Raw genomic sequence first — 16,099 nt, 5'->3', positions numbered from 1 at the left:
TGTTGCTCAAACTCGCGGGGCACTTATGGTGAGGAGACAATTAAGGCGAGGATCACTGACGCATATGGTTTCGAAAAAGACGGTTCTTGCCGGTGTCGCCGCAACAGCGTTTCTGTCGGCCGCGCCGGGTTGGGCACAAGCTCCCGCAGCCCGTGATCTTCGTGCTGCAAAGCCTGCGCCGGTCGCCGATCTCGTCAAGTCGGTCGATATCCCCTACCAGCAGTTCACGCTGAAGAACGGCCTGCGCGTCGTCGTCCACACCGACCGCAAGGCGCCGGTGGTGGCGGTCTCGGTCTGGTACAATGTCGGGTCGAAGTTCGAGCCCAAGGGCAAGACCGGGTTCGCGCATCTGTTCGAGCATCTGATGTTCAACGGCTCCGAGAACGCGCCCGGCGACTTCTTCGAACCGCTGAAACAGGTCGGCGCGACCGACTTCAACGGCACCACCTATTACGATCGCACCAATTACTTCGAGACGGTGCCGACCGCCGCCCTCGATCGTGCGCTGTTCCTCGAATCCGACCGCATGGGCTATCTGACCGGCGCGATCACGCAAGGCGTGCTCGACGAGCAGCGCGGCGTCGTCCAGAACGAGAAGCGCCAGGGCGACAACCAGCCCTACGGCCTGACCCAGTATAAGACCACCGAGGGGCTGTTCCCCGCGGATCACCCATATGGCCACACCACGATCGGTTCGATGGCGGATCTCGATGCGGCGTCGCTGCAGACCGTGAAGGACTGGTTCAAGGATCATTACGGCCCGAACAACGCGGTGCTGGTGCTGGCCGGCGACGTCGATGCCGCCACCGGGAAGCGTCTCGCGGAGAAGTATTTCGGCGGCATCCCGAAGGGGCCCCAGAGCATCGTTCCGCCTGCACCGATCCCGACCTTGCCTGCGCCGGTCAGCGAGACGATCAAGGACCGCGTCGCGGCGGTGATGATCAGCCGCAACTGGGTGGTGCCCGGCCTGAACGACAAGGACGGCACCGCGCTGGAGGTTGCGGCGGGCGTGCTCGGTGGCCTCGCCAGCAGCCGGTTCGATACCGCGCTGGTCAAGAAGGAGAAGCTGGTCACGCGGATTTCGGCGAGCAACAGCAGCTTCAGCCAACTCGGCATGTTCGAGATCGAGGCGATCGTCCGGCAGGGCGTCGACCCTGCGCTGGTGTCGAAGCGGATCGACGAGATTCTCGCCGATTTCCTGAAGAACGGCCCGACCGCGGACGAGGTCAGCCGCGTCGCGACGACGACCGCGGCCCGGACGATGGAAGGGCTGGAATCGGTCGGCGGGTTCGGCGGCAAGGCGGTGACGCTGGCCGAGGGCGCGCTGTATTCGAACGATCCCGGCTATTACAAGAAACAGCTGTTGCAGCTGGCGGCCGAGACGCCGGCCAGCGTAAAGGCTGCGGCGGCGAAGTGGCTGTCGCGCCCCGCCTATTCGCTGACCGTCGTGCCGGGGCCGCGCGATGCCTATGCCAACGCGGTCGTGCCGCCCAAGGCCAACGTCGTCCCTGCACCCGAGGCGCCGCCGAAGGGGACGCGGGGGCCGTTGCCGGGCGTCGGCACGGTCGCCGGCCTGAGCTTCCCGACCGTCGAGCGGACCCGGCTCGCGAACGGTATCGAGGTGGTCTACGCGCAGCGCACCGCGGTGCCGGTGACGCAGGCGGTGTTGAGCTTCGATGCGGGCACCGCAGCGGACGTCGCGGGCAAGCTCGGCACGCAGCAACTGACGCTGGCGATGATGGACGAGGGTACGCCGACGCGCGATTCGGTCGCGCTGGCCGAGGCCAAGGAGCGGCTGGGCGCGGATATCGGTTCGGGCGCATCGAGCGATCGGACCTTCCTGTCGTTGCAGGTGCCGAGTGCGAACCTCGCGCCGGCGATCGACCTGTTCGCGGACATCGCGCAGAACCCGGCGTTCGCTGATGCCGAGGTCGCGCGCGTCAAGAACCAGCAACTCGCGCAGATCGCACAGGAGCTGACCAGCCCGGGCGGGATCTACGCCCGCGTCATGCCGCCGCTGATCCAGGGGCCGACATCGCCCTATGCCAAGGCGATCGGCAGCGGCGATCCGAAGGCGGTCGCGGCGCTGACCCGATCGGACCTGATCGCGTTCCAGCAAGCATGGCTGCGGCCCGACAAGGCGAAGATCTTCGTCGTCAGCGATCGTCCGCTCGCCGAGGTGAAGGCGGCGCTCGACGGTCGGTTCGGCACGTGGAGGCCGACCGGCGCAGCGGGCACCAAGGTCTTTCCGGCGACCGTCACGCCGTCGGGGCCGAAGATCGTGCTGGTCGATCGGCCGGACAGCCCGCAATCGGCGATCTTCGCCGGCATCCCGACCGGCCTGAAGGGCACGCAGGACCTGTTGCCGATCGTGACCGCCAACGATGCGCTCGGCGGCAGCTTCCTCGGTCGCGTCAACATGGATCTGCGCGAGAGCAAGCATTGGTCCTACGGCGTGTCGGGGCGGTTCCAGCAGGTCGAGCACGCCGCGCCCTACATCCTGTCGGCACCGGTGCAGGCGGACCAGACCGGCCCGTCGATCGCTGCGCTGCGCAGCGATATCGGCGCGTTCCTCGGCAAGGAGCCGATGACGCAGGCCGAGTTCGATCGTGCGATCAACGGTGCGATCCGTTCGCTGTCGGGCAATTTCGAGACGTCCGACGCGGTGCTCGGCGCGATGCAGCAGAACGACCTGCTTAAGCGGCCCGACGATTACTACGCGACGATCACGCAGCGCTATCAGGGACTTAACCTGCCGCAACTCAACACCGCGATCCAGCAGGCGATCGATCCGAAGAAGACGATCTGGGTTGTGGTCGGCGATGCGAAGACGGTGCGACCGCAGCTTGACAGCATCGGCCTGCCGGTCGAGGTCATCTCCGCGGCGTCGGTTGCCGGCGCCAATTAATTGCAGAGCCCAGGCGTTCTGGGTGGTGCTTCAGGAGAGAGTGCAATGGCAAACGTCGATGGCAGCTGGGATTGCGTGGTCAAATCGCCGCTGGGCGATCAGAAGATGACGCTGACCGTCAACAGCGCCGGCAGCACCTTCACGGGTGCGGTGTCGGGCGCGATGGGTGGCATGGACGTCACCGGTGACGTCGATGGCGACACGATCACCTGGAAGCAGAGCATGACCGTGCCGATGCCGATGACGCTCGACTGCAAGGCGACCGTCGAGGACGACGTCCTCAAGGGCAGCGTCGCAGCCGGCGCGTTCGGCAGCTTCCCGCTGACCGGTACGCGGACGGCCTGATCGTTTAGAGTATTACGAGAGGAGGCTCGTCTTTCCATAACGGGGAGGCGGGCCTTTTTCTTTTTCGGTCCGGGAGGGAAGGAAGAAGACATGATATCGATGCCCCGTCTGCTTACCGCGTGCGCGCTGGCTGCGCTCGCCGTCGCTACGACCGCCCCCGCGACCGCGCAGAATTACGACGAACGCCCCGCCAAGATGGCGCCGCGCGACGTCGGCTACGACTATGTGCGCAAGGTCGTCGAGATCCCGATGCGCGACGGGGTCAAGCTGCACACCGTCATCATCGTGCCCAAGGGCGCGAAGGACGCGGGCATCCTGATGACGCGCACGCCCTATGACGCTGACGCGCAGACCAAGGTCGACAGCGGCACCTATGCGGGCATCCTCGAGCATGGCGACGGCGCGGGCGACGTGATCGCCGCGGCGCGCTATATCCGCGTGATCCAGGACGTCCGCGGGATGCACGGGTCGCAGGGCATCTACATGATGAACCCCGCGCGTGCCGGGACTGCACAGAACCCGACCAAGACCGACGATTCGACCGACACCTACGACACGATCGACTGGCTGGTGAAGCACGTCCCCGAATCGAACGGGCGCGTCGGGATCAGCGGGATCAGCTATGACGGCTTCCTGCCGCTGATGGCGCTGATCAATCCGCATCCGGCATTGAAGGTGTCGGTACCGATGAATCCGATGGTCGATGGCTGGCGCGGCGACGACTGGTTCCACAACGGCGCCTTCCGCGAGGGCATGATGCCCTACGTCCTCGGCCAGGAGGCGACCAAGGATGCCGGCACGCCGTGGATCACCGACACCGCCGACGACTATGACTATTACCTCAAGGGCGGCTCGGCGGGGGCGATCGGCAAGGCGCAGGGGCTCGAACAGCTCGGCTTCTGGCGCAAGATCACGCAGCATCCGGCGTATGATTCGTTCTGGTCGAGCCAGGCGATGGACACCGTGCTCGCCGGCCAGCCGCTCAAGGTGCCGACGCTGATCGTCGGCGGGCTGTGGGATCAGGAGGATATCTACGGGGCGCCTGCGGTCTACCGCGCGCTGGAGCCCAAGGACACCGCCAACGACATGGTCTATCTGTCGATGGGCCCGTGGTATCACGGGCAGGAGGTGCGCGACGGCACTGCGCTGGGCGCGATCAAATGGGATGCCGACACCGCCAAATGGTGGCGCTGGCACGTGCTCGCGCCGTTCCTCGCGCACTACCTGAAGAGCGACCAGCCGGCGATGGACGTCGCGCCGGTGACGATGTTCCAGTCGGGGCGCAACGAGTGGCAGCGGCTCGACAAATGGCCGACCGCGCAAACCGCTGGCACGCCGCTCTATCTCAAGCCCGGTGGCACGCTCGGGTTCCAGGCGGCTGGCGGCGCGGCGACGACCGCGGACTATATCTCCGACCCGGCGACACCGGTCAGCTACCGCGTGCGCCCGACCGTCCCGACCTATGCGACCGGATCGACGTGGAAACAGTGGCTGGTCGACGATCAGCGCGCGGTCTCGGGGCGGCCCGACGTGCTGACCTTCACGACCGACGCGTTGACCACGCCGACGACGATCGCGGGCGTGCCGGAGGTGAACCTGACCGCTTCGACGAGCGGCACCGACAGCGACTGGGTGGTGAAGCTGATCGACGTGTATCCCGACGTGACTCCGGGTGACAAGGCGATGGCGGGGTATCAATTGTCGGTGGCGATGGACATTTTCCGCGGGCGCTATCGTGAGGATTTGGCGGTGGCCAAGCCGATCGCCGCGAACGTACCGCTAAAATACAAGTTCGCGCTGCCGACCACCAATCACGTGTTCCTGCCGGGGCACAAGATCATGGTGCAGGTCCAGTCGAGCTGGTTCCCGCTCTACGATCGCAACCCGCAGACGTTCGTCCCGAACATCTTCTTCGCGCAACCAAAGGATTACGTGAAGGCGACGCAGAAGATCACCGTCTCGGGTGCCGACGAAAGCTATATCAGCCTGCCGCTGGTCCGCTGAAACTGCTGCACCACCCCGGACGCTATCCGGGGTGGTGTAAGGAAAGAACTGTCTTGCCTCTCTTGGCGTTTGCCCGCGTAACTGGTTCTTAGGAGGCGATGGGGCATAGACCTGTCGCACAACAGACCGGACCGCCGATGAAACGCCTCCCCCTGATCGCGCCCAATCCGCCGCGGCTGAGTGACCATCTCGATGCGCTGCGCCGCGTCGAGGCGTCGGGCGTGTTCAGCAACAACGGTCCCGAGGTGCGCGCGTTCGAGGCCGGGGTGACCGACACGCTGTTCGGCGGCCACGGCGCGTGCCTGGCGGTCGGCAATGCCACGCTGGGGCTCATGCTGGCGATCCGCCACGCATCGGGGATGCGGACGGGCGGGCTGAACCCCAAACAGGGTACGCTGGCGCTGATGCCGGCGCTCACCTTTGCCGCGACCGCGCAGGCGGCGGCATGGGCGGGGCTGACTCCGCTGATCTGCGATATCGATCCCGACGATTGGGGCGCCTGCGCGATCGAGGAGGAGCGGTTGCTCCAGCGACACGGCGAGCGGATCGGCGTGATGGTGCCCTATGCGACGTTCGGAAACGCGATCGACCTCGACCGCTACGTCCATTTCCAGCGGCGCTACGGCGTCGGGGTGGTGATCGATGCGGCGTCCTCGCTGGGGACGCTCGACGAGGCCGGGCTCGGCTTCGGCGCGCGCGCGCCGTTCGCGGTGGTGCATTCGATGCACGCGACCAAGACGTTCGCGGTGGGCGAGGGCGGCCTGATCCACAGCGGCGACGTCGACCTGATCGCGACGTTGCGATCGATGGGGAATTTTGGGTTCGAGGGCAGCCGCAGCGCGACGCTGCCGGGGATCAACGCCAAGCTGCCCGAGATCACCGCGATCATCGCGCAGGCCAAGCTCGCCGAGATCGATGCGATCGCCGACCACCGTGCGGTGCTCGACGAGACCTACCGCGCGACGCTGCCCGATTTCCAGTTCCAGGCGGTGACGGGCCGGCGTCGGTCGATGCAGTTCATGCCGGTGCTGCTTCCCGAGCATATCGCGCATCACCGCGACGCGATCGTCGAGGCGATCGAGGCGGACGGGGTCGGCTGTGGCCGCTATTTCAGCCCGCATCTCGGCGAGCAGCCCTGGTTCCAGGCGACCGCGATGATCGAGCCCACCCCGGTCGCGGACAGGATCGCGGGGCGGATGCTGTCGCTGCCGATCACCGACGCGATGTCGGTTGCAGGCGCGCGACGCGCCGGCGAAGCGCTTGCGAACGCCTGCGCCGCGATCGTCCGCCCGCGCGATCGGCGGGCGTCGGTGCGCGGCGCGACCGGCGCGATCGCCTCGGTGATCGTGATCGGCGGCGGCCCCGCGGGGACGGCGATGCTGACCTCTGCAACCAAGCGCGGCCTGCTCCCCGATCTCTCGGCCTCCGGGCTGATGGTGATCGAACGCGGCAATGCGATCGGCGGCGGGCGGCTCGGGCGCTATGCGATCACCTCGGATTCGACCGCGCAGACGTTCCTGACCGCGGTGCGCGACAATGTGCATCCCGAACTCGCGCGGCTGGTCGATCATCCCGCCGGCCGCGCGGTCGCGGCGCACGGGGGTGCGCTCGGCGTGCCGCTGACCGAGGTCGGGCCGCTGTTGCGCGCGACCGGCGACCGGCTCACCGATATCGTCCGCGCGCACGGCGGCACGGTTCTGACCGGGCACGAGGCGCTGGGCGCGAAACGGGTCGGCGATGGCCTGTGGAGCGTCGAGCTTCGCCGACTGGCCGACGGCCACGTTTTCGAACAGTTGGCGCACAATGTCGTCGTCGCGACCGGCGGTCACCAGCCGCTCGAACGGCTCGCCGCGCAGAGCGTGGCAGGCGCGCCGTTGATCGAACTCGCGGCCGGGCGGTTGCTCCAGTCCGACGACGTCCTGACGATCGGCGGGTTCGAGAAGGTCGCCGACCTGCTGACCGGACGACGTGCGCCGAAGATCGCGGTGATCGGCGGCTCGACCAGCGCGCTGACGACGATCGCGCTGCTGCTGAAAAGCCAGCCGGCGCTGCCGTTCGGCGCGGAGGCGATCACGCTGCTGCACCGTCGGCCGCTGCGGCCCTTCTATCATTCGGTCAAGGCCGCGCATGCCGAGGGCTTCACCGATTTCGGCCCGGACGACATCTGCCCGGTATCGGGGTTCGTCTACCGGCTGGCGGGCTTCCGGCTCGAAGCGCGCGATCTGGTCCTGCGGATGCTCGAGATCGATGGTCGCAAACCCGATCCGCGCGTCGCGCTGCACCGGATCACGGGCGACGACGACGCGGCGGCGCGCGCGCATATCGAAGACGCGGATCTGGTGATCGCGGCGCTCGGCTATCGCCCCATCGGCATGCCGATCGTCGGACAGGACGGCGCGGCGATCGCGTTGGCGGCGGACGACGGCAGGCCGATGGTCGATCGCCATTGCCGGATCGTCGATGCGGAGGGCGTGCCGGTCGCCGGTCTCTACGGGCTCGGGCTGGCCGCGGGTTTCGTGCCGTGGGGCCCGCTCGGCGGCGAATCGAGCTTTTCGGGACAGGCGAACGGGCTCTGGCTCTGGCAGAACGATGTCGGACTGATGATCGTCGAGCAGGTCCTGCCGTCCAGGGTCCGGGCGGCGGCGTGACCGCGGCCGATGCCGCTCCGCTGGTGAGCGTGGTCGTGGCGGCCTATAACGGCGCCGCGCTGATCGAGGAGACGCTGGCCAGCGTCACGGCGCAGACCCTGACCGATTTCGAGCTGATCGTGGTCGACGATTGCTCGACCGACGATACGCGCGCAGTGGTGAGCGCATGGCCCGATCCGCGCGTGCGGCTGGTGACGATGGCGAAGAACGGCGGCCCGGTGAGGACCCGCAACCGCGGTTTCGCCGAGGCCCGCGGACGCTACATCGCCGCACTCGACCATGACGACATCTGCCGCCCCGATCGCTTCGCGCGGCAGGTCGCCTATTTCGAAGCGCATCCCGATACCGTGTTGCTGGGAACGTCCGCCGAGATCCTGTGCGAGGGGAAGGTCACGCCGTCGCGCTATGCACCGACGACCACGCCGGCATTGGTCGCGTGGCTGACCTGTATCGAGAACCCGCTGGTCTGGTCGTCGACGATGATGCGGACCGATGTCGCGCGGCGGCTCGATCCGATCACCCGGCCCGATCTGCTGTTTGCCGAGGATTTCGACCTGTACCAGCGGATCCGCCATTTCGGCGCGATCGCCCGGCTCGATGCGCCGCTGGTGCTGTACCGGGTCCATCCGGGCGGCGTATCGAAGCGGTTCGAGGATACCATGGAGGCGTCCGCGGTCCGCGTGCTGACCGAGCGTTATGCGCGGTTGTTCGACGATCGTGCCGAGACGATCGCGCGGCTGATGGTGTCGCACAACATGGCCAAGCGCCCGGTGGCGGATCGCGCGACGCTCGCGATCCTGGGCAGCGCGCTGAGCGTGATCCAGGCCGACTTCCTGGCGACGCATCGGTGCGATTCGCACGACATCAGCCTGATCCGCTGGGAAACCGCGCGGCGGTGGGGCGATATCGGTCGGGTGGGGCTGCGCGCGGGGACGATCCGGCTGGCCGATGTGCTCGCGGTGCGGCCTGATCATCTCGGCCTCGGCTATGCCAGCCTGGAGGCGTTGCTGTGGTCGGGGCTGATCGGCGGCGCGCGTCGTGCGCGTCACCGGATGGAGCAGAGCCGGATGGTCCAGACCGCCGTCTAGCGCCCGGTATCAGACCTTGGCGGCGTAGATCATCCGACCGGCACCGAGGCGCGCGAACACCTGGTCGAGATCGCGCTCGCCGACCGCGAAGCAGCCCTGGCTGCGACCGAGCATGCCGTGCGTCTCGATCATGTCCTTGTTCGCGTACCATGCCGAATGCACGACGATCGCACGATCGAGCGCATTGTCGTTGGTCGGGTCGAGCCCGATCAGGCGCTGCGAGCGGCCATGCTTGCCGACGTAATAGTCGTCGGTGACGAACGCGCCCTCGGACGAGGCATTCGAGCCGAACCGGTTCGAGAAACGCTCGAGATAGCCGGTATGCGCAGGATCCGACCCGCTGCCGTGCGCGACCAGCAACGACGTGCTGCGCCCGCTGGCGAGATCGATGAAGTGGAACCGCGGCTTGCCCGACGGTGCCGCGAAGTCGGCGATCGCGATCCGGTCGTGATGCTGGATGCGGCTGCCGTGACGGCTGAGCGACGCCATCGCCTGGCGCAGCAGATCGGGACGGACCACCTTCGGCGAGGTCAGCGCGACCGTGGTGCGTGGCAGCGGTGGCTGCATCATCGGCTTCAGATCGCGCGCGGTGAGCGGGCGTCCGAGACGTGTCGTTGCGGACACGGCACCCGGCACCGCCAGAGCCCCCGCCAATACCAGACCATTCTTCAGAAGCGCGCGTCGCTCGCGCACAGGACCTTGCTCGTCGTGCATCGATTTTCCCGAAATTGCCCCGTTTCTTGGACCATCGTATAGCCGATTTTCAGTGAATATTCTGCAACCATTTCCACTGGTTGTGGGTCCGTTCCCTCTGACTACCCCGGCTTGGGGTCGGTTCGTCGACTCCCTCGTCTCGCGGCACGATTCGAAGAATCGCGCGTTGAGCGGGATATCGGGATTCGAGAACGGGTGTGATGATGATCGGGATGATGCGGCCAGTGACGGCAATCGGGCTGGCCGTCGCGCTGTTCGCGGGCGCGAGTCCTGCGCTGGCGGCGTCGGCCGGCGCACTCGCCGCGATGCCGATCGAGCAGGCCGCGACCGAACTCTCGCCCAACCAGTTCGTCTGGAAGGACAATGGCGCGAGCGAGCCGGTCAGCATCGTCATCAGCCTGCTGGAGCAACGTGCGTTCGTCTATCGCGGGGCGTCGATGATCGCGGCGACGACCATCTCCAGCGGCAAGGACGGCAAGGATACCCCGCTCGGGACCTACCCGATCCTGCAGAAGAACGCGGTCCACAAATCGAGCCTGTACGACGATGCGTCGATGCCGTTCATGCAGCGGCTGACCTGGGATGGCATCGCGATCCATGCGGGCCGCAACCCGGGCTTCCCCGCGTCGCACGGCTGCATCCGCGTGCCGCTCGGTTTCGCGAAACAGCTGTTCGGGGTGACGACGCTGGGGACGACCGTGACGGTGACGGACGATTTCGAAGGGGGCGCGATGCCGGAGGCACCCGTCGTGGATCAGGAGACCGCCGTAGCAAACCTGCGTCAGTCGGTCTCGCTGGATCGGTAAGCTACGCCACCCCGTCATCCTGACGAAAGTCAGGATCCAGAGTAACGGACGCTGGCACTAATGGCTCTAGATCCTGACTTTCGTCAGGATGACGGGTGCTGGGCGATCGGGAGCCCAAGCTCGACCAACCGCGCGCGAAAATCCGCCGCATCCGTGAACAGCACCGATTCGATCCCCAGCGCCTGCGCGCCCGCCACGTTCGCCGCATTGTCGTCGACGAACACGGCCTCCTCCGCCACCAACCCGAATCGGTCGAGCGACAGCCGATAGATCGCCGCATCCGGCTTCACCATCTTCTCCTCGCCCGACACGACGATATCGCGGAACCGGTCGAACAGCTGCGCTTCGCGCGCGCGGAAGGGTGGCCAGAACTCGCGGCTGAAGTTCGTGATCGCGAACAGCGGTACGCCGGCCGCGTCCAGCTCCTCGACGATCTCGTGCATGCCCGCGATTCGCGCACCGATGCTCTCGATGAATCGCGGCCCCCAGGCGGCGATCAGGTCGGCATGCTGCGGATGCAACGCGGCAAGCTCCGCCGAGGTGTCGGCGAAGTCGCGGCCAGCATCGTGCTGGAAATGCCAGTCGATCGTCACGACGTCGCGCAGGAACACGTCGAGCGCCCGATCGTCATCGATCAGGCGCTCGTACAGGATCCGCGGATCCCAGTCGTAAAGAACGCGACCGACGTCGAAAATGACGGCGGTCTTCAGGGGTTTAGCCCTGGCGTGCCTTGAAGCGACGGTTGGTCTTGTTGATGACGTAGGTACGGCCACGACGACGGATCACGCGGTTATCGCGGTGACGATCCTTGAGCGACTTCAGGGAATTGCGGATCTTCATGATCGATTCGCTTCTTTTCAATTCTAGGTGTGCGGAAAGACGGGATCGCCTAATGGCGGGGTGTGTCCAAGTCAAGCAACGGACACACTCCTACCATCCGGGAACCCACTCGGCTGGTCGGAGCGTTACTACAGCGCAACATTCTAAGGAAGTCCCGATGGCGGTTCGTTCGATCCTGGTCCTGGCGCTGGCAAGCGCATCCCTCACCGCATGCGCGACCGGCCCGTCGTTGCCGCCGACCGAGGTGTTGCGCTATCATCTCGGCGAGCCGATCGACCGCGGGACGATCGCGGTTCAGCCGCTCACCGGCGGCGGTCCCGCCAGCCTCGAGTTCAAGACCTACGCGGCGGCCGTACAGGGCGAACTGCTGAAGGCCGGCTATAGTGTGCCGGCACCGGGCGCGAAGCCGTTGCTGGTCGCGACCGTCGGCTTCACCCGTACCACGCAGGCCGGGCCGCCCAAGCCGGCGCCGTTCAGCATCGGTCTCGGCGGCGGCGGCTTCAGCGGCGGTCGTGGCGGTGGCGGCGTCGGGCTCGGCGGCGGCGTCGGCTTCCCGATCGGTGGCGGCGGTCGTACCGCGATCCTGGTCTCCGAACTGTCGGTGACGATCAAGCGCAGCGCCGACCAGTCGCCGGTCTGGGAAGGCCGCGCGCAGACCTTCGCCGATGCCCGCAAGGCCGACGCGACGACCGATATCCAGGCCGGGAAGCTCGCCCGCGCGCTGTTCATGGGGTTCCCCGGTGAGTCCGGTCGCACTATTCAGGTGAAATGACCGTACAGACCATGAGCCCCGTCACCATCAACGCAGCCTTCGATGGCGGCAACATTCGCGTTGTCGCGATCGAGGGAGACCGAATCGACCTGGAGATCGTTACCGATTTCCAGTCCGATTTCTTCCAGTGGTTCTACTTCCGCGTGGCGGGGGCGGCCGGCCGCACGCTGACCTACCGCATCCTGAATGCGGGCAATTCGGCCTATCCGTTCGGCTGGCCGGGCTACAAGACGCGCGCCAGCACCGATCGGCAGGCGTGGCGGATGATCGAGACGCGCTATGACAATGGCGTGCTCGAATTTCAGTTCACCGCGGACACCGATCTCGCCTGGTTCGCCTATTTCGCGCCGTACACGATGGAAATGCACGAGGCTCTGGTGGCGCGCACCGCGCTGTTGCCGGCCGTCGCGCACCGCGAACTCGGCCAGTCGCTCGATGGTCAGGCGATCGATTGCTTCACGATCGGCTCCGGCCCGAAGCAGGTCTGGATCTATGGCCGCCAGCATCCCGGCGAATCGATGACGGAGTGGTGGATGGAAGGCGCGCTGGAGCGTCTCACCGATTCGGCGGACCCGATCACGGCGGACCTGCTGGCGAAGGCGACCTTCAACGTCGTCCCCAACATGAACCCGGACGGCACGCGCCGCGGTCATCTGCGCACCAATGCAGTCGGCGTGAACCTCAACCGCGAATGGCACACGCCCAGCCCTGAGAAGAGCCCAGAAGTCCTGTGCGTGCGCAACGCGATGGACCTGACCGGCGTCGACGTCGCGATGGACATCCACGGCGACGAGGCGATCCCCGCGAACTTCATCGCCGGTTTCGAAGGCATCCCGTCCTGGACCGACGCGCATGGCGACAAGTTCTACGAATACGGCCGGCGGCTCGCGGCGCACACGCCCGATTTCCAGACCGAGAAGGGCTATCCCAAGTCCGCACCGGGCTCGGCGAACCTGTCGATGTCGACCAACCAGCTCGCCGAGCGCTTCGGTGCGGTGTCGATGACGCTGGAGATGCCGTTCAAGGATCACGACGCCAACGCCGATCCCGCGTTCGGCTGGTCGCCCGAGCGGTCGAAACAGCTCGCGCACGCGATGCTGGAGACGCTCGCCGACATGATCGACGAAATCTGACCGCCCGCATCGCCCTCGCCCTGCCGTCATCCTGACGAAAGTCAGGATCCAGGGTAACAGGCCGCCGTCCTTCTTGGCTCTGGATCCTGACTTTCGTCAGGATGACGTATAGGGGGGGCACCGCACTTTTCCGTTCAGTCCCGCCATCGCAGGAGCCCGAATGCCGACCCTAGTCCTGATCCGCCACGGCCAGTCCACCTGGAACCTCGAGAACCGCTTCACCGGCTGGTGGGACGTCGACATGACCGCCAAGGGCGAGGCCGAGGCCAAGGCCGCCGGCGAGCTGATGGCCGCCAAGGGCCTCGACTTCGACCAGACCTTCGTCAGCCTCCAGACGCGGGCGATCAAGACGCTCAACATCGCGCTCGAAGCAATGGGCCGGCTCTGGCTCCCGGTCGAGAAGGACTGGCGCCTGAACGAGCGGCATTACGGTGGCCTCACTGGCCTCGACAAGGCCGAGACCGCCGCAAAGCACGGCGACGCACAGGTCCATATCTGGCGCCGCAGCTTCGACGTCCCGCCGCCCGTGCTCGACGACGGCAGCGAGTTCGACCTGTCGAAGGACCGGCGCTACGACGGCATCGCGATCCCCAAGACCGAGAGCCTCAAGGACACCATCGCGCGCGTCCTCCCCTATTGGGACGAGCGCATCGCCCCCGCGCTCAAGGACGGCCAGCGCATCCTGATCTCCGCCCACGGCAATTCGCTTCGCGCGTTGGTGAAGCACCTCTCCAACATCCCCGACGACGAGATTACCAGCCTCGAGATCCCGACCGGCCAGCCGATCGTCTACGAACTCGACGCCAACCTGAACGCGACGGATCGGTACTACCTCAGCGAGCGCTGAGCTACGCGCGCCGTCATCCTGACGAAAGTCAGGATCCAGAGCCAAGGACGTCGAGGTTCGTGGCTCTGGATCCTGGGTCGAGCCCAGGATGACGGAGTCGGGCGACGGTTGCCCTAGCCCCCCCACGTCGCTAGGCACGGCGCTCCTTGAATCAGGGGGGCGATCGTGGCTCTAGTCGGCATCATCATGGGCAGCACCTCCGACTGGGAGACGATGCGCCACGCAGCCGAGACGCTCGACGCGCTCGACGTCGCCTACGAGACCAAGGTAGTCTCCGCGCACCGCACCCCGCAACGCCTCTACGACTATGCGACCACCGCCGCAGATCGCGGCCTCAAGGTGGTGATCGCAGGCGCGGGCGGCGCAGCGCATCTCCCCGGCATGGCGGCCGCGATGACTCACCTCCCCGTGCTCGGCGTCCCCGTCGAATCAAAGGCTTTGAAGGGCATGGATAGCCTGCTCTCGATCGTCCAGATGCCCGGCGGCATCCCCGTCGGCACGCTCGCGATCGGCAAGCCCGGCGCGATTAACGCCGGCCTGCTCGCCGCAGCGATCCTCGCGACCTCCGACGACGCACTCGCCGAGCGCCTGAAAACATGGCGCGCCGCACAGACCGACTCCGTCGCTACCGACCCCGCCTGAAGCCCGCCTCAAGGACGCCAAGACATGACGCCGCTTCCCCCCGGATCGACCATCGGCATCCTCGGCGGAGGCCAGCTCGGCCGCATGCTCGCCACCGCCGCGGCACAGCTCGGCTATCACACGCACGTCCTGGCGCCCGACCAGGAGAGCGTCGCCGCGCAGTCCGCCTCGACCATGACGCGCGCCGACTATCACAACCGCATCGTGCTGGCCGACTTCGCCGACGCCTGCGACGTGATCACGTACGAGTTCGAGAACATCGCAGTCGAGCCCGTGGAATGGCTCGCCGACCGCGTCCCCGTCCACCCGAGCCCCCGCGCGCTCCGCGTCGCCCAGGAGCGGATCGGCGAAAAACGCTTCGTGGAGAGCGTCGGCGGCCGTCCGGCACCGTGGGCCGCCGTCGACAGCCTCGATAGCCTGCAAGCGGGCCTGAAAGCGATCGGCACCCCCGCCATCCTCAAGACCGCCCGCTTCGGCTATGACGGCAAGGGGCAGGTCAAGATCGACGCTCCGGACGGCGCGCAAGCCGCCTGGGATACGATCGACGGTCCCGCAGTGCTCGAGGCCTTCGTACCGTTCGAGCACGAGTTCTCGATCCTGATCGCCCGCGGCCTCGACGGCAGCATCGCGCGCTACGATTCGCCGCTCAACGTCCACCGCGATGCGATCCTCCGCCACTCGACCGTCCCCGCACCCGCCGCGGTGCTGGCCCAGGCCGACGAAGCCGCCACATTGGCCGAACGGATCGCGGACGAACTCGACTATGTCGGCGTGCTGGCGTGCGAGTTCTTCGTTGGCGCCGATGGCCCGGTCTTCAACGAGATGGCCCCCCGCGTGCACAATTCCGGCCACTGGACGATCGAAGGCGCCGAATGCTCGCAATTCGAAAACCACATCCGCGCGATCTGTGGGTTGCCGCTGGGTGCGACCACGCTGACCGGGCGTGAAGCGACGATGGAAAATTTGATCGGCGACGACGCGGATCGCTGGAAGGAGTTGCTGGCCGAGCCCGGCGCGCACCTGCACCTGTACGGCAAGGGCACCGCGCGGCCGGGGCGCAAGATGGGCCATGTCACGCGGATCGTCCGCTAACGCTGAGTTCGCTCTAGAACCTGTCCCTTTCGTTCGCCCTGAGCGAAGTCGAAGGGTGTGCCCAAAACAAAGGTGCTTCGACTTCGCTCAGCACGAACGGAACTGGGGTCCGAACTCACGGCTTTGCGGGTGAACCCGCAGCTTACATCACTAGGTGACCAGACCTGACGTGACCCCCGTTTTTTCCTCCAGTTGGAGTTAGAGTCCGACCCCGGAAAGGGACGGACAGATGAAGCGGAAGCAGTTTTCGGAAGAGCAGA

Annotated in this window: 14 protein-coding genes; 11 read left to right on the top strand and 3 right to left on the bottom strand. The window is 66.6% G+C overall.

Features of this window, described 5'->3' with window-relative positions:
* Window positions 1-64: 64 nt before the first annotated feature.
* The 5 genes from C8J47_RS18360 (at window position 65) to C8J47_RS18340 (ending at window position 8,993) form a co-directional block, all read left to right on the top strand.
* A complete protein-coding gene (locus C8J47_RS18360; protein WP_121886905.1) occupies window positions 65-2,908 on the top strand; it encodes a pitrilysin family protein in 2,844 nt (947 codons plus the stop codon).
* Window positions 2,909-2,953: 45 nt separating this feature from the next.
* Entirely contained in the window at window positions 2,954-3,253 is a 300-nt protein-coding gene (locus C8J47_RS18355) for a hypothetical protein (RefSeq protein ID WP_060525867.1), read from the top strand.
* Between the two features lie 90 nt (window positions 3,254-3,343).
* Window positions 3,344-5,257 carry a CocE/NonD family hydrolase gene (locus C8J47_RS18350; protein ID WP_259467650.1) on the top strand — a complete coding sequence of 638 codons (1,914 nt, stop codon included), beginning with the start codon at window positions 3,344-3,346 and terminating at the stop codon, window positions 5,255-5,257.
* Between the two features lie 137 nt (window positions 5,258-5,394).
* Window positions 5,395-7,905 carry a DegT/DnrJ/EryC1/StrS family aminotransferase gene (locus C8J47_RS18345; RefSeq protein ID WP_121886904.1) on the top strand — a complete coding sequence of 837 codons (2,511 nt, stop codon included), beginning with the start codon at window positions 5,395-5,397 and terminating at the stop codon, window positions 7,903-7,905.
* Window positions 7,902-8,993 (top strand): glycosyltransferase, encoded by a 1,092-nt coding sequence (locus tag C8J47_RS18340; protein WP_259467649.1) that lies wholly within the window; start codon window positions 7,902-7,904, stop codon window positions 8,991-8,993. Before C8J47_RS18345 ends, C8J47_RS18340 begins: the two co-directional genes overlap by 4 nt.
* Before the next feature lie 9 nt (window positions 8,994-9,002).
* On the opposite strand, the gene C8J47_RS18335 is transcribed toward C8J47_RS18340, so the two are convergent.
* Window positions 9,003-9,707: a murein L,D-transpeptidase catalytic domain family protein gene (locus C8J47_RS18335; RefSeq protein WP_056052493.1), complete on the bottom strand. Its 705-nt coding sequence runs from the start codon at window positions 9,705-9,707 to the stop codon at window positions 9,003-9,005.
* A gap of 200 nt (window positions 9,708-9,907) precedes the next feature.
* On the opposite strand from C8J47_RS18335, the gene C8J47_RS18330 reads away from it, so the two are divergent.
* Window positions 9,908-10,513 carry a L,D-transpeptidase family protein gene (locus C8J47_RS18330; protein WP_259467648.1) on the top strand — a complete coding sequence of 202 codons (606 nt, stop codon included), beginning with the start codon at window positions 9,908-9,910 and terminating at the stop codon, window positions 10,511-10,513.
* Window positions 10,514-10,596: 83 nt separating this feature from the next.
* Here C8J47_RS18330 and C8J47_RS18325 read toward each other — a convergent pair whose 3' ends face one another.
* Both C8J47_RS18325 and ykgO read right to left on the bottom strand, forming a co-directional pair.
* A complete protein-coding gene (locus C8J47_RS18325) occupies window positions 10,597-11,223 on the bottom strand; it encodes an HAD family phosphatase (RefSeq protein ID WP_121886966.1) in 627 nt (208 codons plus the stop codon).
* Between the two features lie 4 nt (window positions 11,224-11,227).
* A complete protein-coding gene (ykgO, locus tag C8J47_RS18320) occupies window positions 11,228-11,353 on the bottom strand; it encodes a type B 50S ribosomal protein L36 (RefSeq protein WP_003046794.1) in 126 nt (41 codons plus the stop codon).
* A gap of 157 nt (window positions 11,354-11,510) precedes the next feature.
* Between ykgO and C8J47_RS18315 the strand changes: the two genes are divergently transcribed.
* The 5 genes from C8J47_RS18315 to C8J47_RS18295 all read left to right on the top strand — a co-directional run bounded on the left by C8J47_RS18315 (window position 11,511) and on the right by C8J47_RS18295 (window position 15,839).
* Window positions 11,511-12,125, top strand: a complete 615-nt coding sequence (locus tag C8J47_RS18315) for a DUF4136 domain-containing protein (RefSeq protein ID WP_060525863.1) — start codon at window positions 11,511-11,513, stop codon at window positions 12,123-12,125.
* Window positions 12,122-13,258 (top strand): M14-type cytosolic carboxypeptidase, encoded by a 1,137-nt coding sequence (locus C8J47_RS18310; RefSeq protein WP_121886903.1) that lies wholly within the window; start codon window positions 12,122-12,124, stop codon window positions 13,256-13,258. The genes C8J47_RS18315 and C8J47_RS18310 overlap by 4 nt, the downstream gene beginning before the upstream one ends.
* Before the next feature lie 160 nt (window positions 13,259-13,418).
* Complete coding sequence (gpmA, locus tag C8J47_RS18305) at window positions 13,419-14,105, top strand: 2,3-diphosphoglycerate-dependent phosphoglycerate mutase (protein WP_121886902.1); 687 nt, start codon at window positions 13,419-13,421, stop codon at window positions 14,103-14,105.
* Window positions 14,106-14,291: 186 nt separating this feature from the next.
* Window positions 14,292-14,747 (top strand): 5-(carboxyamino)imidazole ribonucleotide mutase, encoded by a 456-nt coding sequence (gene purE, locus C8J47_RS18300; RefSeq protein ID WP_121886901.1) that lies wholly within the window; start codon window positions 14,292-14,294, stop codon window positions 14,745-14,747.
* Between the two features lie 24 nt (window positions 14,748-14,771).
* Window positions 14,772-15,839 (top strand): 5-(carboxyamino)imidazole ribonucleotide synthase, encoded by a 1,068-nt coding sequence (locus tag C8J47_RS18295; RefSeq protein ID WP_121886900.1) that lies wholly within the window; start codon window positions 14,772-14,774, stop codon window positions 15,837-15,839.
* The last annotated feature ends 260 nt before the right edge of the window (window positions 15,840-16,099 follow it).

The sequence above is a fragment of the Sphingomonas sp. PP-F2F-G114-C0414 genome, from assembly GCF_003688595.1.
In the GTDB taxonomy this organism is placed as follows: domain Bacteria; phylum Pseudomonadota; class Alphaproteobacteria; order Sphingomonadales; family Sphingomonadaceae; genus Sphingomonas.
This window is presented reverse-complemented; position numbering and strand designations above follow the sequence as displayed.

What these genes read in the sequence shown, in the direction of transcription:
- C8J47_RS18360 (WP_121886905.1), top strand. Translation starts at nt 65, where the DNA reads ATGGTTTCGAAAAAGACGGTTCTTGCCGGTGTCGCCGCAACAGCGTTT.
- C8J47_RS18355 (WP_060525867.1), top strand. Translation starts at nt 2,954, where the DNA reads ATGGCAAACGTCGATGGCAGCTGGGATTGCGTGGTCAAATCGCCGCTG.
- C8J47_RS18350 (WP_259467650.1), top strand. Translation starts at nt 3,344, where the DNA reads ATGATATCGATGCCCCGTCTGCTTACCGCGTGCGCGCTGGCTGCGCTC.
- C8J47_RS18345 (WP_121886904.1), top strand. Translation starts at nt 5,395, where the DNA reads ATGAAACGCCTCCCCCTGATCGCGCCCAATCCGCCGCGGCTGAGTGAC.
- C8J47_RS18335 (WP_056052493.1), bottom strand. Translation starts at nt 9,707, where the DNA reads ATGCACGACGAGCAAGGTCCTGTGCGCGAGCGACGCGCGCTTCTGAAG.
- C8J47_RS18330 (WP_259467648.1), top strand. Translation starts at nt 9,908, where the DNA reads ATGATGATCGGGATGATGCGGCCAGTGACGGCAATCGGGCTGGCCGTC.
- ykgO (WP_003046794.1), bottom strand. Translation starts at nt 11,353, where the DNA reads ATGAAGATCCGCAATTCCCTGAAGTCGCTCAAGGATCGTCACCGCGAT.
- C8J47_RS18315 (WP_060525863.1), top strand. Translation starts at nt 11,511, where the DNA reads ATGGCGGTTCGTTCGATCCTGGTCCTGGCGCTGGCAAGCGCATCCCTC.
- C8J47_RS18310 (WP_121886903.1), top strand. Translation starts at nt 12,122, where the DNA reads ATGACCGTACAGACCATGAGCCCCGTCACCATCAACGCAGCCTTCGAT.
- gpmA (WP_121886902.1), top strand. Translation starts at nt 13,419, where the DNA reads ATGCCGACCCTAGTCCTGATCCGCCACGGCCAGTCCACCTGGAACCTC.
- purE (WP_121886901.1), top strand. Translation starts at nt 14,292, where the DNA reads ATGGGCAGCACCTCCGACTGGGAGACGATGCGCCACGCAGCCGAGACG.
- C8J47_RS18295 (WP_121886900.1), top strand. Translation starts at nt 14,772, where the DNA reads ATGACGCCGCTTCCCCCCGGATCGACCATCGGCATCCTCGGCGGAGGC.